A 23,946-nucleotide genomic window follows, 5' to 3' on the forward strand; every position below is an offset into this window, starting at 1 on the left:
CGTGGGTCCTGGCCCGGCGCGGGCCAGGACCCACGGCGTCTCTTAGGCGAAGTGGGGCCGGTTGGGGTCGGCCTGCCAGGAGGTGAAGGAGGAGGAGACAATGTCGTCCAGGTCGTGCTCGGCCTTCCAGCCCAGGACCTGGCCAATGCGGGTGGCGTCGCCAATGAGCTGGGGCGGGTCCCCGGCGCGGCGGGGCAACTCCTCGGGCTCGACCGCCAGGCCAGTGGCCGCGATCACCTTGGAGACGACCTCGCGCACTGAGGCTCCCCGACCAGTGCCCACATTGAAGATGTGCTCGGTCATCTCCCGACCGCCCGATAGGTAGTCCAGGGCGGCAATGTGCGCCACCGCCAAGTCGCGCACATGGATGTAGTCCCGGATGCAGGTACCGTCGGGGGTGGGGTAATCGGTGCCGAAGATCTTGGGGGTGTCCCCTGCGGCCAGCCGCTGGAGCACCATGGGGATGAGGTTGAGGGTGGCCATGTCCCCCAGATCATCCCAACCGGCGCCGGCGACGTTGAAGTAGCGCAGCCCCGCCCAGCGCAGGCCCCAGGCGCGCTGGCAGTCGGCCATCATCCACTCACCAATGAGCTTGGTCTCCCCGTAGGGGTTAATGGGGTGGCAGTCAATGTCCTCCTGGACGATCTCAACCGGCGGCATGCCGTAGACGGCCGCTGAGGAGGAGAAGATCATCTGATCAACACTGGCGGCCTCCATGGCCATGAGCATGTTGGCCAATCCACCCACGTTCTGCTGGTAGTACCACGATGGGCGCTCTACCGACTCGCCAACCTGCTTGCGGGCGGCGAAGTGGATGACGGCGGTGACATTGTGCGACTTCATGAGGTCGGTCAGCGCCTCGGTGGCCTGTCCGGAGGCGACGTCGAGTTGGACGAGCTCGGCGCCCGTCACCCGGCTGGGGGAGCCGTAGGAGAGATCATCAACGACAACGACCTTCTCCCCGCGCCCGAGGAGGAGTCGGACCACATGGGCGCCAATGTAGCCGGCGCCTCCGGCGACAAGAATACTCATACTGCCATAGTACTCGGCCCCGGGGCCCATGCCGGGGGTCTGGCGCTACACCTTGCAGCGCCCACCATTCGCCCACCATTCAAGGGCGCAAGCCCCCGGACCCTCTCATTCCCGGTCACTTCTGGGCGGTGGCGCGCCTCTGGCGCAGCGCAACCCCCTTGTCGTGGGCCACCCGGGCCAGATCGGCCTGGAAGTCCCGCATGGCCTGGCGCAGACGGGCCGCCTCAGCCCCCTCACCGGCCCCCAGGATTCGGGCGGCCAGCAGCCCGGCGTTGCGGGCCCCGCCAATGGAGACGGTGGCCACCGGCACGCCCGCGGGCATCTGCACAATGGAGAGCAGGGAGTCCATGCCGTCCAGGTATTTCAGGGGCACTGGCACGCCGATCACCGGCAACTCGGTGACCGCCGCCAGCATGCCGGGCAAGTGGGCGGCACCCCCGGCCCCGGCAATAATGACGCGCAGGCCCCGCCCGGCAGCGCGCTGCCCGTAGTCGATCATTTCCGCGGGCATGCGGTGCGCGGAGACGACGTCGGCTTCATAAACCACACCGAGCTCATCGAGGACGTCAGCGGCGGCGCTCATGGTGGGCCAGTCGGAGTCTGAGCCCATGACAATGCCGACGACGGGTTGAGGGATGGGGCCCATGAGGGTGTTCCTTTCTCGGGTTTCGGCTCGTTGAGTGTTCGGGGTGCTCGGCGTCAGTGCGGATCCGGTGCAGGGGCGGAGGCGTCTCCGCGCAGAATGGCGACGACGGCGCGGGCGCGCTGGAGCGCCTCCTGAAGGTCCTGGCCGGGGCCGGCAGTCATATTCACGTGGCCGAGCTTGCGCCCGGGTCGGTGGCTCTTGCCGTAGAGATGGATGCGGGCGCCCGGCTCCAGGGCCATGGCCCGTCTCAGGGCGTCGGGACCGGGTTGATGGGCCCCGCCGATCAGGTTGACCATGACCGTGGCCGGGGCGGTGGGCTCCGTCGACCCCAGGGGCAGGTCCAGGACCGCGCGCACGTGCTGGGCGAACTGGCTGGTCACGCAGCCGTCCTGGGTCCAGTGCCCGGAGTTGTGGGGGCGCATGGCCAATTCGTTGACGAACAGCCTGGCGGGTTCACCGGGATGCTCCACGGCGAATAGTTCGACGGCGAGCACGCCGGTGACCCCGAAGCGATCGGCCACGGTCCGACCAATGCGCTGGGCCCGGGCTGAGGCCTCAGCGCTCAAGTGGGGGGCGGGAGCGAGCACCTCGGCGCACATGCCACCGGACTGCACCGTCTGAGTGACGGGCCACGCCGCCACCTGACCCGAGGGGGTGCGGGCCAGGAGTACGGACAGTTCGCGGGTGAAGGCGACGGCCTGCTCAAGGAGCAGGCTGGTGACGGCGCCACCCCCGAGGGAGCCACCCCCTCCGGCCCGCGGGACCGTATCCGCTTGGTCCACTTGAGCGCCCGCCGCACCCATCGAGGCGGTGCCGGCTGCCGCAATCCACTGGGCGGCCTCGCCGTCGACCAGCTCCTCGGCGCCGTGCACCAGGAGCACGCCGTGACCGTCGTAGCCGCCGCGCGGGGTCTTGAGCACCACCGGCCAGGAGTACTTGCCGGCGAAGTCCCGCACTTGCCGGCGCATCTGCTCGACGCTGCCGCTGACCTCCATCCAGGCGGGCTGCGGGAGGGAGGCCCTGTCCAGGGCCCGGCGCATGGCGAGCTTGTCCCGGGCCAGGAGCAGGGCCTCCGGCGGGGGCTGGACGCTAACCCCCTCGGCCCGGAGGCGGGCCAGGAGCGAGGAGTCCTGGTGCTCGTGTTCGAAGGTGAGGACACTGGCGGGCTCTGTCGCCTGGAGTCGGGGGGCCGCAGCCGCACCCTCACGGCCATCGCACCCCTGAACGAGCCGACGAACAGCGGCCTCGTCGTCGGCGCGGCCCACCGGGGCGTCGACCGTGACTTGTGCCGCAGATCCGTCGGCGGCCTCAACCAGGGTCCGCAGGCGGATCCCCAGCGCACTGGCCTCCTCCTGCATCATGCGGGCCAACTGGCCGCCCCCAATGACGGCGACAATCGATGCGCTCACCACCCCAGGCTACCGGCCTCGTAGGCTAGGCGTCGTGTCTGAAGCCCCGGTACCTCCCCCTGCTCCGTCGCCGGCCCTTTCTCCACCCGCCCCGGAGTCGGGGGGTGCCGCCATCCAGTCCCCCAATAGCGCCCCAGAATCGGCGCAACCTGCGGGACTCGTGAGGGCGGGGGCCGCGTCCGCGGCCCGTCGTCTCCCCCGTGCAGTGCTCATCCTGGCGGTGTGGGGCGCGTGCACTGCGGTGAGTTTCGCGATCCTGCGGTTGGGGGCGCAGGACACCCCCGCCAATGTTTGGGCGCCGGCGGCACCGTCGTGGAGCGAGCACCTGAGCTTCTGGGATTCGGGCTGGTATGCGCGGATTCATCGGGAGGGCTACCCCGTGGTACTGCCGGTGGGCCTTAATGGCACGGTGGCACAGAATTCCTGGGCATTCATGCCGCTACTGCCCATGCTCGCCGGCCTGCTGACCTGGACCGGCTGGTCCTTCTACGTCTGTGCCGCACTGGTGGCGATCGCAGCCAGTGCGGGGGCGGCACTGGCCATGGACCGGTGGCTGTCCCCCCGCGTGGGGCCCACGGCCTCGGCCTGGGCGGTGGCCCTGGTGTGGTCCTCGCCGTGCGCCGCCATTCTCCAGGTTCCCTACGCCGAGTCCCTGGGGCTGCTCCTCACCGCCCTGGTCCTGTGGCAGGCGGGGCGCCACCGTTTCCTCATGTGCGTGCCGCTGGTGGCGCTGGCGGCCTTCTCCCGCCCCATTGGGGTGCCGCTGGCGGCAGCACTGGGCCTGTGGTGGGCGTGGGAGACCACCTGCGCACGCGGCGTACTTCCCGAGTCGTGGACCTCCGCCCTACTGCCCGGCACCCGGCGCCTGACGGCCGCTCAGCGCCTGCACCTCCTGATTCTCACTCTCCTGGCCTGCCTCAGCGCCCTGGCCTGGCCCGCCATTGCCTGGGCGGCCACGGGCAGGGCCGACGCATACACCGCCACCGAGACCTCATGGCGATCCGGTTCCCTGGCGCCCTTCGTGCCCTGGCTCATTCGGGGCCAGTGGTGGGTGGGGGCGCATTTGAGCCTCATCCTGGTGGCCATGGTCCTGGTGCTGGCGGCCCTCATGCTCTCCGCCCCGGCCCTGCGCCGGCTGGGGCCGGCGCCGTGGTTCTGGTGCCTGGCCTACGTCCTGTACCTGCTGGCGTTCTTCGACCCGACCAGCTCACTGCTGCGCCTCCTGTTGCCGTTGGCCCCGGCGGCGTGGGCGGCGGCCGGCTGCGTACGCGGCCTACGGGGCCGCCTGGCGCTGGCGGCCGGCGGGGTCATGGGGCAGTTGTTCTGGGTGAGCTGGGTGTGGGACGCCTCTATAGCCATTAACTGGGTTCCGTGAGGCCCCGGGCCGATTCCGGCCCGAATCGGGCGGGCGCCGAAGAGACACCAAAGCGATGGGGCAGCCCTCCCCAAGACATCCCAAGACATTACTGGCGGCGCGCCCGTAGGATCGGGCCCGTGACCCAACCGCACCTTAAAGCCTACCATATGTCCGGACAATCACCTGTGACACTGACGCTCCGCAGGCGCGCAGTGGCATGGGTACGCGAATTCCTCCAGTTCGGCCTGGTTGGGGCATTGGCCTTCGTGCTGGACTGGGGGTTGTTCAACCTCCTCCAGCACGGTCCTACCGGGATCCTCGCCGGCCACCCGAACACGGCGCAGGCGCTGGCGGCGACAACGGCCACCGTCTTCTCCTGGGTGGTCAACCGCCGGTGGACGTACCAGGGCCGCACCCAGGACAACACCGCCCGTGAGGGCCTGCTTTTCGCCTCCGCAAATGTGGGGGGCATCGTCATTACCCAGCTCTGCCTGCTGTTCACCCACCACGTTCTGGGGCTGACCAGTGTTCTGGCGGACAATATTGCCGCCTATGTGGTGGGGTTCGGCCTGGCCACCGCCTTCCGCTTCCTCTTCTACCACTACATCGTGTTCACCGGCCGCCCCAAGAAGCCCGCCCCCCGGTCCACCTGAGCGTGCACGTGCCCGATCCCACATGAGTGCTGAGGGCGTACTCATGGCACCGGGCCCGCTGCTGTCCCTACCCTGGCGCGGTGACCGCACTGACCTCGGCCCTCGCCGCATTGCCCGCCCTGCCCGCGCCGACATTGGGCCCCGAGTGGCTCGACCCGGTAAATATCATTAACGCCTTTGTTGGGTGGGTCGGCCCCTGGGCGGTGGTCGGCGTCATGTTCGTCATCTTCGCCGAGACCGGCCTGCTCGTCGGCTTCTTCCTGCCGGGGGACTCCCTGCTGTTCACCCTGGGCATGTTCGTGGGCACCGGGGTGGTGGGGGTTCCCATCTGGCTGGCGGCGCCCGCCGTGTGGCTGGCGGCCATCGCGGGCAACCAGACCGGTTACCTCATTGGCAGCAAGGCCGGCCCCGCGGTCTTCAATAAGCCCGACTCCAGGTTCTTCAAGCAGGAGTACGTGGAGCGCACCAGCGCATTCTTCGCGAAGCACGGCGGCAAGGCCGTAACTCTGGCCCAATTCGTGCCGATTGTGCGCACTTTCACCCCGGTGATGGCGGGCGTGGGCAAGATGCACTACCGCCACTTCTTCGGGTTCAACCTGCTGGGCGCGACTCTGTGGGCCTTCGGCATTACCTGGCTGGGCTGGTTCCTGGGGTCGATCACCTGGATCCAGGAGAACATCGACTTCATGATCCTGGCGATCGTCTTCGTCTCCATCACCCCCATGATCATTCACGCCGTCCAGGAGCGCCGTTCATCGCGCACAGCCCCCGAGTCCGACCGGGCAGTCCCCGAGTCCAACCGGGCCTGAGTGTCAAACGCGCAACACCGGGGCCCGCGCCCCCACCGGTCGCGGGCCTCCGCCGTCGCCGGACCCCCATCCGGGGTTCCGCTCTTTCTCACGCGACTAGCCGGCGGCCTCCCCGGGCTCCTTGAGTTCGGACAGCCGCCTTTTCAGGACCGGTTCAGAACCGGCGTCGTCGACCCACCGTCACCAGGGCGCCCTTGGGCAGGACATTGTCGGGGTCCAGGGACTTGGGCACCGAGTTGAGCAGAATGGAGAAGACCGGGGGACGGCGCTGGGTGAGCTCAATGCGCCCGCCGTCGGCCTCCACCAGCGCCTTGGCCAAGGCCAGCCCCACCCCGGTTGAGCCGTGCCCCGAAACATGGCGCTCGAAAATATTGGGGGCGATGTCGTCCGCAACGCCGGGGCCCTCGTCGGCGACATCGATGAAGACGCCATGACCGGCGTTGGCGGTGCGCACGCTCACGGTGGTGTCCCCGGCGCCGTAGCGCAGGGAGTTCTCAATGACGGTGGCCAGTTCCTGGGCCAGGGAGCCGGGGGTGGCCAGGACCGGCCGGTTCACGTCATCACTCAATGTGATAGTGCGCCCGGCGGCGGCGAAGGCCGGCTCCCACTCCTCGCGCTGTTGGGCGAAAACGTCCTCCAGGCGCACCGCCTCGGTCGAGCCCCCACCGGTGCGTCGGGAGACCTTGAGCAGGTCCTCAACCACGCTGGTGAGACGCTCAACCTGCTCAATGCAGGCGCGCGCCTCCTCACGCACCTCCTCCTGATCGGACAGGAACTCGATCTCCTCCAGGCGCAGGGACAAGCTGGTCAGGGGGGTGCGCAGTTGGTGAGAGGCGTCGGAGGCGAACTGCCGCTCAGCGGCCAGGCGCCCAGCAACCCGTTCGGCACTGCGCACGAGCTCGGCCTGGACCAGGTCGATCTCCTCAATGCCCGAGCTGCGCAGTCGGGGGCGGACCTGCCCACTGCCGAGCTGCTCGGCCTCGGCGGCCAGGTAAATCAGGGGTGCCGAGATCCGGCGGGAAACCTTGGCGGCCACGACGGCACCGGCGATCACCGCTATGCCGGCGAGCCCCACAATAGTGGCCACGACCATTAACACAATCCGTGCATGATCCGCGGTGGAAGCGGAGCGCAGCGACAGGATTACCCACGCGCACCCCAGGGGCAGGCCCAGCACCACCACGGACACCAGAACGGCCACCATGGTCATCTGCATAGCCCGGCGGCGCATGGCGACTCCTCCTCTTGTTCATAGTCGGGGACAGCGGTGCCCCGGCTCTCGGAAGCGCGAGGCCGGGGCACCACTCCGCTTCGGGTTGACGGGCCCGTGCGGGGGCTCAGTCGATGACAATCCGGTAACCGTCGCCCTGGGCGACCAGAAGTGCGGGGGCGTCGACGTCGTCGCCCAGCTTGCGGCGCAGCCAGGTGACGTGCATCTCCAGGGTCTGCACGGTACCGGTGGGGTCCTCACCCCAGACCTCTTTGAGAACGTCGTCGGTGGCGACGACGCCGCCGCCCCCGCGCACGAGAACCCTCAGGAGCTCGAACTCGCGGACGGTGAGCTGGAGTTCGCGGGAGCCGACGAAGGCGCGGTGCTCGGCCACATCGACGCGGATATCCCCCACGCTGAGCTCGTCCTCGGCGGCCTCTCCGGAGGCGCGGCGCACCTGGGCGCGCACCCGGGCCAAAAGCTCGGCCAGGCGGAAGGGCTTGGTGACGTAGTCGTCCGCGCCGGCGTCCAGGCCGACAACCAGATCGGTCTCCTCGCTGCGCGCGGTGAGCATGAGGATTGGGGTAGTCAGACCCTGGGCGCGCACCTGGCGGGAGACGTCCAAACCGTCCATGTCGGGCAGCCCGAGGTCCAGAACGATAATGTCCGCCTCAGACACCTCCTCCAAGGCTCCTTTGCCAGTGCCGTGGGCGCGCACCTCGTAGCCCTCGCGGCCGAAGGCGCGAGCGAGCGGCTCGGAGATAGCCGGGTCATCTTCAACGAGAAGCACAGTGGTCACACTGGTGATGGTATGCGACGAGATCGCCCGCCGCCATCCTCCTCGAGCCTGAAACCGGTGCAATGCCGGCCGGGCGCTACCCCAATGCCACCGACCCCACGGATCATGCCCTTTCCAGGGACCACGGCGTAATGGACCCCAGCCCCTTGGCGACCACCTCGTGGCACCGGCGCACCCGGTACAGGGAGGAGGCGGGGGTGTCCTGCAGGGCCCGGGCGGTGGGCTCGTCCATGCGAATACCCCCCGGTTCGGCAGTGTCAACCAGCCTGGAGGCGAGGTTGACGGTGGGGCCGAAGACGTCCCCGGAGCGGGAGACCACGCGCCCCTCGACAAGACTGGCGCGCACTCGCATGGTCTCCGGCCCCGACTGGAGTTCAGCGACCAGGGCGGTCACGACATCGGCGGCAATGGTCAGGTCATCGGAGATGTACATGACGGCGTCACCAATGGTCTTGACCACGCGGGCGCCCCGGGAGGTCACCACGTCGCGGGCCTTGGACTCGAAATCCTCCAGCATGGTGGATAGCTCCCGGCGCCCCATGGTCTGGGCGCGCTGGGTGAAGGAGACAATGTCAACGAAGCCCAGGGAGCGGGTCAGCGGATACATGTCGGGCCCGGCCTCCTCCCGGCCGCGCTGCGCCACCTCCCCGTTGGTGCGCCCAATGAGGGAGGCCAGGTGACGGCGCCACACGTAGGTCAGTTGGGCCGACAGTGAATCGATCATCTCGTCAATGTGGTCCAGGGCCACCAGCCGAGCGGAGGTGTCGTCGAGGTGGAGGCGCTGGGAAATGTCAGCCACGACCGTCTCGAACTGCCACAGCACCAGACGGTCCATGGTGTAGGACTGGGCGCGCAGGAGCTCCATAACGCTGGCGGCGCCCAGGCCGCCGCCGGGGGCGCTGGTGGAGGGCTTCCCGTCGTCGTTCTCGTCAATGAGCTCGGCCACGCCGCGCAGGGCCTGCACGTCGGCGTCAGTGAAGCGCACCAAGTCGACGGAGACGTCAGCAAAGCCCATGGCCCGCCAGAAGCGGCACGCCAGTTCCAGGCTGGTACCGGCGCGCTCAGCGACCTGCCGCAGCGCAAGCTCAGGATCGCCGCCCAGAAGCAGCCGCTCGTGCCCGGTGACGGTGGCCCAGTCATCCGGCTCGGGCAGGGCGGTGCCATCGGGGGCTACGGCAGTCGTGTACTTCTTCTTCGCTTCCTCCAGGGGTATCTGTACGTCACTCACCGCGACAGAGTAGCGCACGTCACAGCCAAACGCTTACTGGGGCGCCCGGTGGCGGAAAACCTACCCATAACGCCCGGTCGCCGGCTTCTCAGGGCAGTGCGCGCAGCAGGCTCACCTCACCGGCGCTCACCGTGGTGAGGGGCCTCCCGCCGTCAGCGCTCAGCACCAGCCCGGGACGCAGGTCCACGGCCAAACCGGTGCACTCCCCGGCCGGCGTAGTAACACTGACCTGCTGACCCAGGGTGGTGCAGGCCTCTCGCAGCCGCCGCCCTAGAGCACCGGCCCCGGCGTCCGGGTCGCCCTGCGCGCTCTCCCACTGCCCCACGACGGCGGCGAGGGCGTCGGCCAGGACACTGAGCACCTCGCCCGACGCGGCCTCGACACCCAGGGAGGCCAGTGAGGCGGCCCAGGGGACGGGAAGATCCTGGATGGGCTGAGCGATATTGACCCCGACGCCCAGGACGACGACGGGCGCCTCCTCGCGTCGCCGCGGCGCCCGTGCAGCCGGCCCCAGGGCGGGGGCGATGAGTTCAGTCAGGATCCCGGCGAGCTTGCGAGTGCGTCCCCAACCGGGGACGTCCGCGGTCTTGGCGGTGGCACCCGCCCCTTCACCGACTGGGAATGAGACCGGAATGGTGACGACATCATTGGGCCACTTGGTGCCCACCTCCCAGTCGGTTCCTCTCAGGAGAGGAGCCAGGGCGTCGCACACTGCCAGCCCCGCCAGCAGCGGCAGCCAGTCCAGGCGGGCGGTGGGGACCAGGGGCCGCAGCACGAAGGAGACGGTCAGCGCGCCTTGGGCGGGAGTGCGCCACACGCGGCCCGCCCGTCCTCTCCCCGCGGTTTGGTGGAGGGCGCGCAGGGCGGACAGGTGGGGCCAGGCGGCGGCGCCGGCGGGATTGAGGGCCCCGGTTGTGTCGGTCAGGGCTCGGCGCAGGTCCTCATTGGTGGAGCCGGTGCGCTCCACGGTGACCAGGCGGCTCAGTGCTGCGGGGGTCTCCTGGGGGCTCATGGGCCGAGCCTAAAGGCGCTGTGGCGGAAGTTCGGGGATTGACTCCGGATTCGAACCGGCCCCGGGCCCCAAGGGCGCGGGCGGCGGCGGGCCGGGTCCGGGCCGCACCCCCGCCACGGCCCGGACCTCAAGGGCCCGGGCCGACGGCGCGGATCAGTCACCGCGGGCCGGCGGCCGGATCAGTCACCGCGGGCCGGCGGCGCGGGCCGGTTAAAGTGGAGGGGTGATCTGCCTGGCCTCGAAGTCTCCCGGCCGCCTGGCCACCTTGCGCGCCGCAGGCGTTGACCCTCTGGTCCGGGTTTCGACCGTGGATGAGGCGGCCGTCCTGGCCGCCCTGGCGTCGAGCCGGGTCCAGGAGGGCCGCCCCGCCCCGGGGCCGGCGGAGCAGGTCCAGGAGTTGGCCCTGGCCAAGGCGGGCGAGGTGGCGGCCCGCACGCTGCCGACAGAGGCCGAGGTGGTGGTGGGCTGCGATTCCATGCTGGAGATCGACGGCCGGGCGGTGGGCAAGCCCCGCACCCCTGAGCGGGCCCGCGAATGCTGGCTGGCAATGCGCGGGCGCAGCGGGGTTCTGCACTCGGGTCACGCCCTGGTGCGCACCGAAGACGGGGAGCGGGCCCTGGGGGTGTCCTCGACCGTGGTGCGCTTCGGATGCCCGACGTTGGAGGAGATCGACGCCTACATTGCCACGGGGGAGCCGTTGTGGTGCGCGGGGGCGTTCACCATTGACGGCCTGGGAGGGGCGTTCATTGAGGGCGTTGATGGGGACCCGCATGGGGTTGTGGGCCTGTCCCTGCCGCTGCTGCGCAGATTGCTGGCCGGGCTCGGGGTGCGTTGGACGGCCCTGTGGGCGCGGGACTGACCCGGCGGGCCGGGTGGCGCGCAGGGAGTCTTCTGTGGCCAGGCCGGGCATGAGCCTCAGCCGGCATGAGCCTTGTCCGGGCATGGGCCTCATCGGCGCCGCAGGACGGTTCGCCCCCCGTGCCGCACGTCCCCGCCCACGGTGTCCACGACCATGCTCACCGGGGCGCCCCCTGGCCGCCCCGGTACCGGCAGTGGCGCGGTGAAGCGCATGTCGTAGGCGCCCGTCGGCCCCGGCGGGACGAGGGCCAGGGACAGGGCCGCCAGCATGAGCCCGTGGGCGACGACCTCATGGCCGGCGGCCGCCAGCCCGGCCCGCCTGGCGGCGCCCGGCTCCAGGTGGAGGGCATTGTCGTCCCCACTGGCCCGGGCCCACGCCGCCACCTGGGGGCGCCCCAGATGCAGCAGGCGGTCTGAGGATGTCAGTGGGCCTCCGTGCGCCTCATCCGCCCGAGCCCGGGGCCCTGTGGCCGCCGGGGAGCTCAGGGCGCGGGCCAGTTCGTGGGTGACGCTGAGGTTTCCCGTGGCCCGGCGCAGTGTCGTGCGGGCGGTCGTGATCTCCCAGCCGGCGCGTTTCAGCCGTGTGATCCTGACCCCGGGTTGCGCTGTGGCCGACCCGTCTTCACCGGGTGTCACCAGGCAGCGCCGGTGGACCAGCCCGTCCCACGGGGTCAGGCCCGGTTCGCCGCGCAGGCGCCCCAGGGCCTCCACGGCGGGGAGGATCGCTGCGGACGCCCGATTGGCCGCCCGGTGCGCCTCCTCCCCCAGCACTGGGTCCAGGAGTGGGGTGAGGGCCCTTGTCAGGGCGGCGGCGTCCACCCCGCCCAACGGGCCTCGGGCGCCCATGGGGGCGCCGGGCCCATCGGCGGGGTCCGCGCCGACCCCACCGTCGGCACGGCCGGCACTGTCAGGACGGCCGGCACCGTCAGCACAGTCAGCACCGTCAGCGCGGCCGGCGCTGTCGACCGGGCTGGTCCCGCTGCTTCCGCTGCCGCTGGCACGGCTTTCCCGCCTCCTGGGGCTGGTGTGAATAAGACCGGCGGGCCCGTCGTCGGGGAGGGAGCCGTGGCCCGGGACGGGGGCGCGGCGAAGCCCCGACGACCACGGGCCGACGGGGCTTGCGTTCATGTCCCGACGCCGTCGGGAGGTCATGGATGTCGCGGGGCTCAGCGGGTCTCGCGGTGCTCGGTGTGCTTGCCGCAGCGGGAGCAGAACTTTGAGATCGCGAGCCGGTCTGGGGTATTGCGGCGGTTCTTCTTGGTGATGTAGTTGCGCTCTTTGCACTCCGAGCATGCCAGAGTGATCTTAGGGCGAACGTCAGCGGACTTGCTGGCCACGTGAGTCTCCTCTGATTGATCCTCGAGCAGGCGGGGTACTTTGCTCGAAATCTTGCGTAGCGGGGGAGGGACTCGAACCCTCGACCTCACGATTATGAGTCGTGCGCTCTAACCAGCTGAGCTACCTCGCCATATGAGCACGAGAGGGGCCTTCCAGCCCCGTATGTGCGCGAGCCCCGAAAGGGAATCGAACCCTTGACCTTCTCCTTACCATGGAGACGCTCTGCCTACTGAGCTATCGGGGCAACGAGCCGAATCCTAGGCAGATCCGAACTGCCGGAGCAATCCAGTCCGCCGTGGCTTCGCTCACTGCGGGTCCACCCCAGGGGGTGGCCTCGACCGCACGAGGCGGCCGCCGTGGCGGGTGAGGGATTCGAACCCCCGTAGCATTCCGCGGCTGATTTACAGTCAGCTCCCATTGGCCGCTCGGGCAACCCGCCGTGCGCCACTCCGGCCCTGACGAGCCATCGCTTGGCGCCGTGGAAGAATAGCAAGCCAGTGACGACCCGCGCCAATCCCACCTGTAGGACCCTGCTCACACCAGGCGAAGCGCGCCGACGCGGGCGGCATTAGCCTCCCGGGAGCCCCCGGAGGACTGCACCGCGCGCGGGGCGCGGGCAACCTGCCGCCCACCGGGGCTTCGGCCACCCAAGGACTGCGCCGCGCGCACGGGGCGCGGTCCGTGTACGAGAGCCCGCGCCTCATGGCCCTATTGCCTAAATTGCCTAAATTGCCTGATGGCCTTATGGGGTGGGCGGGGATCCGGTCGCGCCCTCCACCGTGACGTGCGCAGTCACGACAATGGCGCCGGGGGAGGCCATGCGGCGCACACCTTCATTGATCGCGACCACGGCGGTGGCCCCTGCGGGCACCCCTTCCCTCGCTCCGGCGCCCTCCAGGCGTTCACGGTCCGTGCTGTCCCGGTAGTCGCACACGGGGTGCAGTGCGGCCACGGGGGCGCACTGCACCTCCAGGCGCCCGCACAGCACATGGATGACTTCCAGGTAGCGTCGGTGCGCCACGAAGCAGTCCTCGTCGCGCATCGGCCCCAGCTCTCGCCAGAAGGTCACCGAGTCGCCCCGGCTGTAGGCGACACCCGGGGCGAGATCCGGGGCGTCCCTAATCGCCTGGGCCGCCAGCCTCCACCGCGGCTCGCCATGCCCTGCTTGCACCATCTCCTCCAGTGAGGCGAAGACCCTCATTTCAAGCCCCCCTTCCCGGCGCCGGCCGCCCTTAGGGCCCAAACTTGACCGGGGTCCTCCCCGGCGCCGAGCGGCACGAGGACGACGGCGAAGGAGAAGGGCTCCAGGCGCACGCGGTAGGAGTCCAGCACCTCCGCCCCCCAGGAGTTCGATCCCAGGCCCAAAACGCGACAGTTGAGGTGCAGCGTCACCGCCGTGGAGTGCGCGGGCAGTTCGTGCAGGTGCTGGGCCCCCTCGAGTTCAGCGGTGGTGAAGGGCCAGGCGGCGGCGCTTATGAGATCCCCTTCGCCGTAGGCCATCAACCCCGACCCATCGGAGCGGCGCAGGGCGAACCAGCGCACGTCCTCACGGTTGCCGTAGTCCTGGGGGCGCACGTAGGGCACGCGCATCTGCTCCACCGTCGTGGACCATCGGGCGACAATGGAGGCGCTGCGGGAATCAGGGTAGTTCTCCCCGGGGCCGCGGCCGTAGTACTCCACCGCGGTGAGGTCCGCCGGCAGCCCCACCTCGATCCCAATGCGGGGGACCAGGTCCCGGTAGCCACCCTCCGGCTCGCCATCGACCTGCACCCGCAGGCTCCCATCGGGTCTGAGGTTCAGGTCCGCACTCAGCCGCACCCCAATCCCCAGCGAGGGCGGGGCGAGTCGCTGCTGGGTTATGAGACTCACGGAGCCGTCCGCGTGGCGCCCGGTCCGCACGCTGCGGGTCGCCATCCGCATGGCGTCCAGGAGATGGGGCCGCCACAGCCCGTCCGCCTCACGGCGGTGGTTGTCTATGACGGGTTTCCACAGGGAGACCTCCGGGGGCTTGGCCACGAGCTCGCGCCCGTGGGCCCGCCATGACGCAAGGCGCCCGTCGACCGCGTCAATCCTCACCTCGCTGCCGGTCCCCTCCTGCCCGGGTGCTGGTCGGGCGGTGAGGACAAGCGCCTCACCGGTCTGCCTCAGATGCACCGGTGGTGCCGGCTCCAGTTGGACGGGGGCGCCCTTGGCCTCGACCTCCCCGAGGTCCTCGGCCGCGCCATGTCGCGCACCGCCCAGGCTGAACTGGCCGAGCCGGCCGGACGTCGACGCGCCCCTGGCCCCGACGCCGTCGGCCGGGAACTGGTAGACGGCCACCTCGCTCCCGCTGGACGCCCACGGCGTGGCCTCGTCGCGGTGGACGTGGATCTCCAGGAATGACTCTCCGCGCGCGCGGGGGCAGTCGATCGTCAAGGGGGCGCGGCTCCCGGGCGCCACGATCGGGCAGGGCAGGCGCCTGTCCCAGACGGCCTCACCGTTGGCCCTGAGAATGGCGTGCAGGCTGTAGCCCCGCGTGTCGGTGAAGTACAGGCGCGTGCGCACCCGCAGCGCTCCCACCGCTGTTCCTGGAGCCTCCCGGTCATCGGCTTCAATGACCACTGGGGCGATCACCTGTTTGTACTCCACCAGCCCCGGGCTGGGCTCCTGCCAGGGGAAGACGAGCCCATCGATGCAGAAGTTGGCGTTGTTGGGGTAGTCCCCGAAGTCGCCGCCGTAGAGCCATGTCCGCGAGCCGTCGGGGCGCTCGGCGCGCAGCCCGTGATCACACCACTCCCACAGGAAGTGACCCTGGATCGAGGGGTACCGGTCGAAGACCTCCTGGTACTCCGTCAACCCCCCTGGACCATTGCCCATGGCGTGCGCGTACTCGCACAGGATCCGGGGCTTGGGATGGGGGTGCTCACCGAAGTCGTTCATCTGCGACACCCGGCTGTACATGGTTGAGACCACGTCCACAACCTCCGCATCCCGGTCCTCCTCGTAGTGGATCGGGCGCGTGGGATCCAGTTCCTTGGCGCGGGCGCATGCGGCGCGGAAGTTGCATCCGAAGCCCGATTCATTGCCCAGCGACCACATGACAATGCAGGCGTGGTTGCGTTGCGCCACCACATGCCTCTCTATGCGGTCCACGTACGCCGTCTCCCACTCCGGGTTCTCCGAGAGCGCGCTAATGTCGCCCAGGAGGGCGAATCCATGGGTCTCCAGGTCGGTTTCGGCCAGGACGAACAGGCCCAGCTCGTCACACATCTCATAGAAGCGCGGGTCGTTCGGGTAATGGGAGGTCCGCACGGCGTTAATGTTGTGCGCCTTCATTATGAGCAGGTCGCGGTAGACCCTGCCCATCCCCACCGCGCGTCCGCGCCCGTCGTCAAAGTCGTGGCGGTTAACGCCGTGCATGGTGAAGGGCGCCCCATTGAGCCGCAGCAGCCCGTCCTCCACGCTGATCTCACGGAATCCCACGCGGTGGGGCACGTGTTCGAGAACCGTCCCATCCGCGGCGCGCAAGGTGAGTACCAGCAGGCACAGTTGCGGGTCCTCCGGGTTCCATGCCGGGGCGTCGGGGACGGTGGCGCGGATCCGGGCCGAGTCCCCCTCCTGCTCGGCCGCCCCCGAGCCCAGAAGCCGCCCGTGGTGCGTCAGGCGCCAAGTCACGCGGGTTCCCGGGTCACCCAGGCGGGCGGCGACGTCCAGCAGATGCCCGCCCTCGCGCCGGGGGGTCGTAATCGTCAGGTCGCGCAATCCGCCCTGCGGGCGGTCCAGGAGGTAGAGGTCCCGGAAGATCCCCGAGGCCCACCACATGTCCTGGTCCTCCAGGTAGGTGGCGTCGCAGTATTGCAGGACCGCGAGGGATAGCAGGTTCTCGCCCGGGCGCAGGTCCTCGGTGAGGTCGAACTCGGCGGCCAGGCGCGATCCTTTGGACCAGCCGATTCGCCGCCCGTTGACGTGGACGACCACGAGGCTCTCGGCCCCGTCCAGGCGCAGTATGGTGCGCCGTCCCGGGGCGGGGGCGTGCCTCACCCGACGCTGGTAGACGCCCGTCGGGGTGTCGTGGGGGACATGGGGAGGGTCCACCGGGAAGGGGTAGCCCTCGTCGGTGTAGGCGGGCCGCCCGTACCCGTCGAGTTGCCACATGTGGGGGACCGTGACCTCATCCCACTGAGGGTGGAAGACCGCGTGGGCTCCGGGATCCACCCGCAGCGGACCGTCGAAGAGCTTGAAGCGCCACTGTCCGGACAGGCTCATGAAGCCCAGGGAGGTCGTGCGGTCCATGGCGCTCGCCTCGCCGGCGTCCGCATAGCCGAAGAAATAGGCGCGGGCGGGCAGGCGCCCGCTGCCCGTGCGCGAGGGATCCTCCCAGAAGCGGGCGGGGGTCTTGCGAGCGCGGCCTGGATGGAGCGGAAGAGTCTTCATAGTCCCAGTTCCCGGCGCCGACGCGGCGCCGACAGATTCTCACAGAGGTTGGGGATGTTCATTACGATTCATGGCATGGATCAGGACCACGTCGAGGGCGGCGCGGCCGGCTCGGCAGGCGGCCGCCCCACCATCGCCGATGTCGCACGCCTGGCGGGGGTGTCCAAGGCGACGGTCTCCCGGGTCCTCAACGAATCAGCGCGCGTCTCCCCGGACACACGCGCCGCAGTGCAGAGGGCCATTGGCTCAGTGGGCTACACCGAGTCCTGGCAGGCCAAGTCGCTGGCAACAGGGCGCGCGGGCGCAATCGGCGTGATCATTACCGAGCCCTTCGACGAGGTCCACATCGACCCCACCTTCGCCACCGTGCTGCGCGGCGTCTACGACCGCCTTGTGGACACCCCCCTGGTCCCGATCCTGTTGCAGGCCTCCTCGGAGGCCGAGCGCCACAAGGCGATGGAGTTCCTGCGCCGGGGCGGCGTGGATGCGGTCATTCACCTGACCCCCTATATTGACGAGGGCCTCTTGGCCCAGTTGGCGCAGCAGGGCTGCCCCACCGTCGTCGTGGGCCGCTTCGAGTCCGCCACGAGGCTGGGGTTCTCCTCGGTGTTCTCCGACGACATCCTGGGGGCGCGATTGGCCGCCCGTCACGCCGCGCAGCAGGGCCGAACCCGGCCCCTGATCGTCGTCGGCCCCCGGAACAACCCCGCCTCCACCGAGCGCGTCGAGGGGTACCTGTCCGTCTACACGGCGGTGGCGGGCGAGTCCGTGGAAGAGCGGGTCCACTTCGGCGGCTGGGATGAGGATCATGGCTGGGCCTGCGTGGGAGGGGCGCTGGCGCGCGGGGTGAGAATCGACGTCGTCCTGGCCGGGTCCGACCGGATCGCCCGTGGCGCCCTGCGGGCGCTGGCCGAGGCCGGACTCGCGGTCCCCGAGGATGTCGCGGTCATCGGCTTCGACAACCACGCCGTGTCCCGTCGGACGCTCCCCCCGCTGACCACCGTCGAGCAGCCGCTGCGCCATGAGGGGGGTGTGGCGGTCGAGCTCGCCCTGGAGCTGCTGGAGGGGGACGAGCCCCGCACCATTGTTCTGCCCATGCACCTGGTTACCCGCCTGTCAGGCTGACCGGCGCCGGGCCGAGACCGCCATGTCCACGAAGAGCGCGGCGCTCCAGGCGAAGCACGTGGTGGCTCCCGGCGGGCGCCGACGAGTCAGCGGGTCGAAGTACTCCGCGGGCCCCCCGGCCTCAATGACGAGCTTGAGCGTGGCCGCCTCCAGGGCCTCGGCCCGGGGGGCCCGCCCCTGGGTGCGCAGGCCGTGAGCCACGAGCCAGTTCGTGTTGACCCACACCGGTCCGCGCCACATGCGCTCGGCGTCGAACGCGGGATCGGTGCGGGCCACGGTCGGCACCGGGGTCCTGATCCCAAAAGCGTGGGCGGAATCGAGCAGGGAGAGCAGGCCGGCGCGCAGCGCCGGGTCCAGGCCGGGGACGAGCAGGGGCATGAGGGAGACAATGGTGAGGTGGGCGCAGGGCCCGGCCGGGCCGGTGGCGGGGATGAAACCGGTGGCGGGGTCCAACTGGCGGGCCAGCCTGTCGCGCAGAGCCCGCGAGCGCGCCTCGTGGCGGTCGGCCGCAGCGGTATGACCGCGCTCGCGCGCCCAGCGGGCCAGGATTGTGTCTTGCACGCTGAGGTAGGCCGTCAGGTCCGGGGACTCCAGCGGGGTGCCGGCCGCGAAGACGGGCGAGTCGTCCAGGCCCGAGGAGTAGGGGTGCAGGTAGCACGGGACTCCCCGGCCCTGCGGGTCGCAGTGGCTGAACCACCACTCCTGGCAGCACCGTATCGCCGGGGAGAGCTCGGAGACCAGGTCCCCTGGGTGGACCTGGGCGACCGCCTCCACCGCCAGGGCCGCCAGCGGCGGCTTGGTCAGGGGCACCGGCCCCAGGTGGTCGGTGGAGGTGCCCAGGGCCCGCAGGGTCTCCTGGTCCGACTCCGGCAGGTCACCGCTGGAGGTCAGGACCCCGGCCTCATGGACGACGTCGGGGAGCTGGCCGTTGGGCAGCTGGTGGCCCAGCGCTATGCGCAACTGCTCGGCCGCCAGGTCGACGTCTCCGTGGCGCAGTCCAATGGCAATGAAGTAGGCGTCCCACTGCCACAGGCCCACGTAGCCGATCTTGGAGGGCACGACGACGCGGCCCCTGCCCTCCAGGTGCACGGTGTTGACTCCCAGCACCCACCAGCACAGCCAGGTCATGTCCTGATGCTCCGGCAGGACGCGGGGGCAGCGCCCCATCCATTCGTCGAAGCGGCGCAGGGAGGCCGTCATGTCCTCGTCCAGGCTGTGCGCCACCCCCGTTGATCCGCTGGAATGCAGGCGCACGGACGCCTGCGGCAGGCAGGTGCGCACCACGGTCTGCCTGCTGGGCAGGCGGATCGCGCCTTCCATCTCCATGGTGGGGGCCAGCGGCCCCGGGACCCAGGACACGGTCCAGTGGGCGGGCAGGTGGCCAATGATCACCTGTCCCTGGGGGCTTATGACCAGGGTGGGGCCGTCCTGACCCCAGGTGATCCTGGCCGGGTCGGGAATATGCCACGCCTGCGGGCGCCCGGTGGCGTCGCGCACAGTCAATCCCCGCAGCAGGGTGCTCTCCTCCAGGGGCACCTCATAGCGGGCCTCATGGATGGACAGCCCCTGATCGTCTGCCCGAATCAGCAGGCGGGAGCCGGGCGCGGTGAAAGGAACCTCGTCGAGGTCAATGTGCGAGGCGATGGCCGCCCGGATGGTTTCACGGCTCGATGCGCCCATTACCGGCCCCCCAGTCCCGAGGTGGCCAGGCTGCTCATAATCTGCCGCTGGGCGAGCAGGAAGATGAGGAGCATGGGGATGGTGGAAATGGTGGTGGCCGCCATAATGAGCCCCTGGTTGAGGCCCCCGTACTGCCCCTCGAACTGTGAGAGCAGCAGGGGGACGGTGAACAGGTCCGTGGTATTGAGGACAATGAGGGGCAGCAGGAAATTGTTCCAGGAGTCCAGGGCCGCAATGATGGCCAGGGCGCCCAGGGCCGGGCGGATATTGGGCAGGATAATGAAGAAGAAGGTTTTCCAGCGCCCGCAGCCGTCGATGAGTGCGGCGTCCTCCAGCTCGCGTGGAATCTGGCGGATGAACTGGCGCATGAGGAAGACCCCGAAGGGGTTGACCAGCATGGCCGGCACAATGATTGCCAGATGGGAATCCACCCAGCCGAGCCGGGCCATGAGGAAATAGAAGGGGACCAGGGTGACCTGCATGGGAACCATCTGCATGAGCAGGAAAAGCCCGAACAGGAGGTTCGCCCCGCGGAACTCGATGCGGGCGAAGGCGTACCCGGCCAGGGCGGACGTCAGCACCGTGCCCGCCACCGAGAGGACCATAATGTAGCCGCTATTGAGGTAGGCGCGGCCAAAGGGCAGGGCGTTCCAGGCGTCGGTGAAGTTGCCCGGCACCCAGGGGTCGGGAATCAGGCTCGTGGGGTCGGCCAGGATCTGGGGAGTCCCCTTGAATCCTGAGAGGATCATCCAGATGAAGGGCCCCACCATGCTCAGGGATATGGTCAGGAGCACGAGGTGGCGCAGGGCCGTGGGGAGCAGGCGGCGGGCGGCGGCCAGGGGCGCAGTGGTGCTCGGCATGGTCAATCCTCGTAGTGGACCAGGCGCCGCTCTCCGGCGAACTGGATCAGGGTTATGGCGACCGTGAGCACCAGGAGGATCACGGAGGCGGCGCTGGCCAGGCCGAATCGTGAGCTGCGGAACCCCAGGTCGTAGATGTGATAGACGATGGTGCGCGTCGCGTGGTCCGGTCCGGCGTTCGTCACCAGGATGAAGACCAGGTCGAAGGTCTTCAAGGAGCTAATGAGGGCAATGATCGTCTGGAAGAAGATCGTTGGGCTCAGCAGCGGCAAGGTGATGCTGAAGAAGCGGCGCACCGGGCCGGCGCCGTCAAGAGTGGCCGCCTCCATGACCGCGGGCGGGATGCTCTGAAGACCGGCCTGGAAGATGACGACATTGAGTCCTAGCGAGGACCAGACCGTCACCAGGCACACCGCGATGAGCGCCAGCCTGGGGTCGCCCAGCCAGTTCGGCGGCTCCACGGGGGCGATAGCGGCAATGGTCCGGCTCAGGAGGCCGTCCTTGCGGAGGATCTGCTGCCAGATGAGGGCCACGGCCACCGAGCTGGTAACCACCGGGGTGAAGATCATGACCATGTAGAAGGACTTGAAGCGCACCCCTTGAAGGAGCACCGCCACAACAATCGACAGGCCCAGGCCCACCGGCACGGTAATGAGCGCGATCGCCAGGGTATTGAGCACCGCCCGGCGCAGGAGCGGATCGGCGAGCTGGTCGGTGAAGTTCGCCAGCCCGACCCAGCTCGGTACCCCGAATCCATTCCACTCGGTGAAGGCCAGGGCCAGCGCCACAGCGAACGGGACGACGGTGAAGACGAGCAGGCCCAGGACCTGCGGGGCGACGAAGCCGTACCCATTGCGCCTGTCCTTGACGCGCCAGCCCCGGCGCGCCCCCGCCGGCCGGGTCGTGGCGGGCAGGTCGGCCACGGCCATTAGGCCTGCGCCTCCTTGGCCACGAGGGCGGCTGCGTTGTCCAGCGCCGCCTGTGCCGTCAGCTTGCCCTGATAGAGGGGCAGCATGCAGTCGGTGGAGATCTTGCCCGACAGTCCCGCCACGGCGGCCTCGGTGCGGTAGTTCGTGTAGCCCTCGTCGCGCATGTCGAGCAGGGTTTGCGCGTGGGCGGGGAACCCGGCGTCGGTGACCAGGTCGTCGGCCCCGGCGATGGAGGGCACCGCTGTGCCCGAGGCCAGGCGGATGCGCTGCCCCTCGGCGCTGAGGAAGTCGCTGAAGAAGGTGTAGGCCGCCTCGACGTCGGCCGCCTTGGCGTTAATGGCCAGGAAGGAGGCGGCCAGACCGGTGGGGGCCGGGGTGCCCTGGGGGGTGGGCCAGCAGACGACGTCGTAGCCGCTCAGGTCCACCCCGGCGCTGGTGAGGGTATTGGTGGTGTAGCGCCCCTGGGCGAAGAATGCCAGCTTGTCGGTGAGGAAGAGGGTGTCGGCGTCGCCGCCCTCGGGCAGGTCGTCGGCGATAAGGAACTCCCCCGCCTGGCAGCGGGCGGCGAACTGCTCCATGGCCGCGACGCTGAGCGCATCGGTATTGGCCACGTAGTGACCCTGATCGTCGTAGACGGCGCCTCCTTGGCTGGTCATCCACGAGGCGTGGGTCGCCCAGTAGTTCCAGAAGGCCAGTGTGCTCAGGCCCGCCGCCTTAATGGCGCTGCTCATGGCCAGGAAGGCCTCAGTGGTCCACTTCCCCGAGGCCGCGAGCTCGGCCGGATCCTCGGTGACGCCCGCGGCTTTGAGGACGTTCTTGTTGTACCACCAGGCGTCCGGGTTGACGTCGTTGGGCAGGGCGTACAGAGCGCCGTCGAGTTCAGCGATGCCGTAGACCTCAGCGCTGAAGTTCTCCTTGGTGATGGGTGAGCCCGCTGCGGTCAGCTGCGCGTCAAGGGGCTGAAGCACCTTATTGGGGATCACGGAGGCGACCCGGTCGTCGCCAATGTAGAACACGTCCGGGGCGGTCCCGGAGGACAGCTGGGCGAGCAGTTTGGTGTGGTACTCCTCGTAGGAGGCGACTGGCTGGAAGGTGAGGGTGATCTTCGGGTGCTTGGACCTGAAGTGGTCATTGAACTCCTCCAGGAGCGTCAGCTCTTCAGGCGATCCCCAGGTGGACCAGGTCACCGACCCCTTGCCCCCCGAGGAGTTGGATGACCCGGAGCAGGAGGTGGTGGCGGCTGTTGCGCCCAGGGCCGCCGTCAGTGCCGACAGGCGCATGAGGTTGCGGCGGGTCAGGAGAATGGTGTTCATGGCTGTGTCCTTACCTCGTTGATAATGCCGTTGCTGACGTTGTTGTGTTGGTCGGGTGGAATCGTTGAGATGGCCCTCGGGCGGGCGAGGCGGCGGGTGAGGGACTGGAGGGGGTGACTCAGGGGTCTGCTTCGCAATACCGCCACGATGGGCGCGCGCCGAGCTCCGCCATGAGCATGGCACCCACAATGAGCGACCCGCCAAGAACAAGGCGCGGGGTCACCGGCTCGTGACCAATGATGGTGGCGAAGAGGGCCGCGAAGACCGGCTCGCAGGTCATGATCACCGCCGCACGCGTTGAACTCATCCGCGCCTGGGCCCAGGTCTGTAAGAACATGGTGGCAATGCCCGAGGCCAGGACCATGTAGAGCAGGGGGCCCCAGACCCTGGCGGTCGAGGGAATAGCGACGCCCCCCGGGAGGGCGCTCAGGGAGCAGATGCCGGCGATGCCAATCATCTGCGTGGCGGTCAGGGCCGCCGCATCCTGGTCGCGGGACAGCGCGCCGAGCAGGACAATGTGCAGGGCGTAGACGAGGGAGCCGCCGAAGGTGATGGCGGCCCCGCCGGAGAACGCGAACCCGCGCAGACTCAGGACCCCCAGGCCCACCAGCGCCATGACACTGGCGGTCAGGGCGGTTCGGCTCATGGGCGTGCGCGCAATGAGGAACAGCAGGAGGGGGGTGAGCACCACGTACATGCCGGTGATGAAGCCGGAGACGGCGGCGTCCGTGGTTTTCAGGCCCACGGTCTGAAGGATCTGGGCCAGGCCGTAGACGGCCCCCAGAAGCACCCCTCGTCCCCACTGCCCTCCGCTGAGCTGACGCAGGCGGGGTGCGGTGGCGCAGACCATGATCAGGGCTGCGAGGGTGAAGCGCACAGCCAGGAAGTCCGTGGCCGCGACGTAGTTCAGCGTGTCTTTGAGGACAATGAAGGTCGAGCCCCACACGGCCGTGACGACCAGCAGCGCCGCGGCGGGCGCAGCAGCTGCAAGTCGGTGCATGACGGGCTCCTGGCAAGCGGGATGTCGGGGGAGAATCAGCTCCGCAACAGGAATGGTACCGGTTTCACAGAGCGTTGGGGAGATTATGCAGCGCTGTGCCGCCCCAGTACAAGGGCGCGACCGCGGGATCGCACTCCCCCGGGCGGCGCCCCGATCGGGCCGCCACGGTTCGCCGCGGTTCGCCGCCGCCCAGGCGTACTCAGGGGATGGGTTGGGCCGGGCGCGCCAGGGGCGGGCGCCGCCGCACTACCCGGCTGCCCCCGGGGGACGAAGTC

The 23,946-nt window shown here is 69.5% G+C and carries 21 protein-coding genes and 3 tRNA genes; 5 read left to right on the forward strand and 19 right to left on the reverse strand.

The window, feature by feature from the left end; translation table 11 throughout:
• Positions 1 to 42: 42 nt before the first annotated feature.
• From galE to EUC46_RS02605, 3 genes are all read right to left on the reverse strand, one after another.
• The gene (galE, locus tag EUC46_RS02595) at positions 43 to 1,032 is read right to left on the reverse strand and encodes a UDP-glucose 4-epimerase GalE (protein WP_128772641.1); all 990 of its coding nucleotides are present in this window, start codon (positions 1,030 to 1,032) and stop codon (positions 43 to 45) included.
• 115 nt (positions 1,033 to 1,147) lie between these two features.
• On the reverse strand, positions 1,148 to 1,678 hold the full coding sequence (gene purE / locus EUC46_RS02600; protein WP_128772642.1) for a 5-(carboxyamino)imidazole ribonucleotide mutase: 531 nt from the start codon (positions 1,676 to 1,678) through the stop codon (positions 1,148 to 1,150).
• 53 nt (positions 1,679 to 1,731) lie between these two features.
• Positions 1,732 to 3,087 (reverse strand): 5-(carboxyamino)imidazole ribonucleotide synthase, encoded by a 1,356-nt coding sequence (locus tag EUC46_RS02605; RefSeq protein ID WP_128772643.1) that lies wholly within the window; start codon positions 3,085 to 3,087, stop codon positions 1,732 to 1,734.
• Positions 3,088 to 3,328: 241 nt separating this feature from the next.
• On the opposite strand from EUC46_RS02605, the gene EUC46_RS02610 reads away from it, so the two are divergent.
• The 3 genes from EUC46_RS02610 to EUC46_RS02620 all read left to right on the forward strand — a co-directional run bounded on the left by EUC46_RS02610 (position 3,329) and on the right by EUC46_RS02620 (position 5,906).
• Positions 3,329 to 4,462, forward strand: a complete 1,134-nt coding sequence (locus tag EUC46_RS02610) for a hypothetical protein (protein WP_338324458.1) — start codon at positions 3,329 to 3,331, stop codon at positions 4,460 to 4,462.
• A 149-nt stretch (positions 4,463 to 4,611) separates the two neighbouring features.
• Positions 4,612 to 5,097: a GtrA family protein gene (locus EUC46_RS02615; protein WP_128772730.1), complete on the forward strand. Its 486-nt coding sequence runs from the start codon at positions 4,612 to 4,614 to the stop codon at positions 5,095 to 5,097.
• Positions 5,098 to 5,177: 80 nt separating this feature from the next.
• Complete coding sequence (locus EUC46_RS02620; protein ID WP_206645869.1) at positions 5,178 to 5,906, forward strand: DedA family protein; 729 nt, start codon at positions 5,178 to 5,180, stop codon at positions 5,904 to 5,906.
• A 154-nt stretch (positions 5,907 to 6,060) separates the two neighbouring features.
• Here the strand turns inward: EUC46_RS02620 and EUC46_RS02625 are convergent, their stop codons facing one another.
• From EUC46_RS02625 to EUC46_RS02640, 4 genes are all read right to left on the reverse strand, one after another.
• A complete protein-coding gene (locus EUC46_RS02625; RefSeq protein WP_128772645.1) occupies positions 6,061 to 7,137 on the reverse strand; it encodes a sensor histidine kinase in 1,077 nt (358 codons plus the stop codon).
• A 106-nt stretch (positions 7,138 to 7,243) separates the two neighbouring features.
• Complete coding sequence (locus EUC46_RS02630) at positions 7,244 to 7,915, reverse strand: response regulator transcription factor (RefSeq protein WP_128772646.1); 672 nt, start codon at positions 7,913 to 7,915, stop codon at positions 7,244 to 7,246.
• Positions 7,916 to 8,018: 103 nt separating this feature from the next.
• Entirely contained in the window at positions 8,019 to 9,143 is a 1,125-nt protein-coding gene (locus EUC46_RS02635) for an adenylate/guanylate cyclase domain-containing protein (RefSeq protein ID WP_421701092.1), read from the reverse strand.
• 88 nt (positions 9,144 to 9,231) lie between these two features.
• Positions 9,232 to 10,155: a biotin--[acetyl-CoA-carboxylase] ligase gene (locus tag EUC46_RS02640; RefSeq protein ID WP_128772648.1), complete on the reverse strand. Its 924-nt coding sequence runs from the start codon at positions 10,153 to 10,155 to the stop codon at positions 9,232 to 9,234.
• A 223-nt stretch (positions 10,156 to 10,378) separates the two neighbouring features.
• On the opposite strand from EUC46_RS02640, the gene EUC46_RS02645 reads away from it, so the two are divergent.
• On the forward strand, positions 10,379 to 11,014 hold the full coding sequence (locus tag EUC46_RS02645; RefSeq protein ID WP_128772649.1) for a Maf family protein: 636 nt from the start codon (positions 10,379 to 10,381) through the stop codon (positions 11,012 to 11,014).
• 89 nt (positions 11,015 to 11,103) lie between these two features.
• Here the strand turns inward: EUC46_RS02645 and EUC46_RS02650 are convergent, their stop codons facing one another.
• From EUC46_RS02650 to EUC46_RS02680, 7 genes are all read right to left on the reverse strand, one after another.
• The gene (locus tag EUC46_RS02650) at positions 11,104 to 12,141 is read right to left on the reverse strand and encodes a MaoC/PaaZ C-terminal domain-containing protein (RefSeq protein ID WP_128772650.1); all 1,038 of its coding nucleotides are present in this window, start codon (positions 12,139 to 12,141) and stop codon (positions 11,104 to 11,106) included.
• A 38-nt stretch (positions 12,142 to 12,179) separates the two neighbouring features.
• Positions 12,180 to 12,350: a 50S ribosomal protein L33 gene (gene rpmG, locus EUC46_RS02655; protein WP_026426483.1), complete on the reverse strand. Its 171-nt coding sequence runs from the start codon at positions 12,348 to 12,350 to the stop codon at positions 12,180 to 12,182.
• 57 nt (positions 12,351 to 12,407) lie between these two features.
• Positions 12,408 to 12,481 (reverse strand) — tRNA-Met (locus EUC46_RS02660).
• Between the two features lie 41 nt (positions 12,482 to 12,522).
• A tRNA-Thr gene (locus EUC46_RS02665) sits at positions 12,523 to 12,595 on the reverse strand.
• 113 nt (positions 12,596 to 12,708) lie between these two features.
• Positions 12,709 to 12,790 (reverse strand) — tRNA-Tyr (locus EUC46_RS02670).
• A 303-nt stretch (positions 12,791 to 13,093) separates the two neighbouring features.
• A complete protein-coding gene (locus tag EUC46_RS02675) occupies positions 13,094 to 13,552 on the reverse strand; it encodes a NanQ anomerase/TabA/YiaL family protein (protein ID WP_128772651.1) in 459 nt (152 codons plus the stop codon).
• Positions 13,549 to 16,764 carry a glycoside hydrolase family 2 TIM barrel-domain containing protein gene (locus EUC46_RS02680; RefSeq protein ID WP_128772652.1) on the reverse strand — a complete coding sequence of 1,072 codons (3,216 nt, stop codon included), beginning with the start codon at positions 16,762 to 16,764 and terminating at the stop codon, positions 13,549 to 13,551. The genes EUC46_RS02675 and EUC46_RS02680 overlap by 4 nt, the downstream gene beginning before the upstream one ends.
• 75 nt (positions 16,765 to 16,839) lie before the next feature.
• Between EUC46_RS02680 and EUC46_RS02685 the strand changes: the two genes are divergently transcribed.
• Positions 16,840 to 17,889, forward strand: coding sequence for a LacI family DNA-binding transcriptional regulator (locus EUC46_RS02685; RefSeq protein ID WP_164918731.1), 1,050 nt, complete (start codon positions 16,840 to 16,842; stop codon positions 17,887 to 17,889).
• On the opposite strand, the gene EUC46_RS02690 is transcribed toward EUC46_RS02685, so the two are convergent.
• The 5 genes from EUC46_RS02690 to EUC46_RS02710 form a co-directional block, all read right to left on the reverse strand.
• Complete coding sequence (locus EUC46_RS02690; RefSeq protein WP_128772654.1) at positions 17,881 to 19,569, reverse strand: MGH1-like glycoside hydrolase domain-containing protein; 1,689 nt, start codon at positions 19,567 to 19,569, stop codon at positions 17,881 to 17,883. The genes EUC46_RS02685 and EUC46_RS02690 overlap by 9 nt on opposite strands.
• Entirely contained in the window at positions 19,569 to 20,429 is an 861-nt protein-coding gene (locus tag EUC46_RS02695) for a carbohydrate ABC transporter permease (protein WP_164918732.1), read from the reverse strand. Before EUC46_RS02695 ends, EUC46_RS02690 begins: the two co-directional genes overlap by 1 nt.
• A gap of 2 nt (positions 20,430 to 20,431) precedes the next feature.
• Complete coding sequence (locus EUC46_RS02700; RefSeq protein ID WP_128772656.1) at positions 20,432 to 21,358, reverse strand: carbohydrate ABC transporter permease; 927 nt, start codon at positions 21,356 to 21,358, stop codon at positions 20,432 to 20,434.
• Positions 21,358 to 22,671: an extracellular solute-binding protein gene (locus EUC46_RS02705; RefSeq protein ID WP_128772657.1), complete on the reverse strand. Its 1,314-nt coding sequence runs from the start codon at positions 22,669 to 22,671 to the stop codon at positions 21,358 to 21,360. Before EUC46_RS02705 ends, EUC46_RS02700 begins: the two co-directional genes overlap by 1 nt.
• A gap of 118 nt (positions 22,672 to 22,789) precedes the next feature.
• A complete protein-coding gene (locus EUC46_RS02710; RefSeq protein WP_128772658.1) occupies positions 22,790 to 23,671 on the reverse strand; it encodes a DMT family transporter in 882 nt (293 codons plus the stop codon).
• Positions 23,672 to 23,946: the final 275 nt, after the last annotated feature.

The organism is Actinomyces oricola (genome assembly GCF_004104015.1).
GTDB lineage: Bacteria > Actinomycetota > Actinomycetes > Actinomycetales > Actinomycetaceae > Actinomyces > Actinomyces oricola.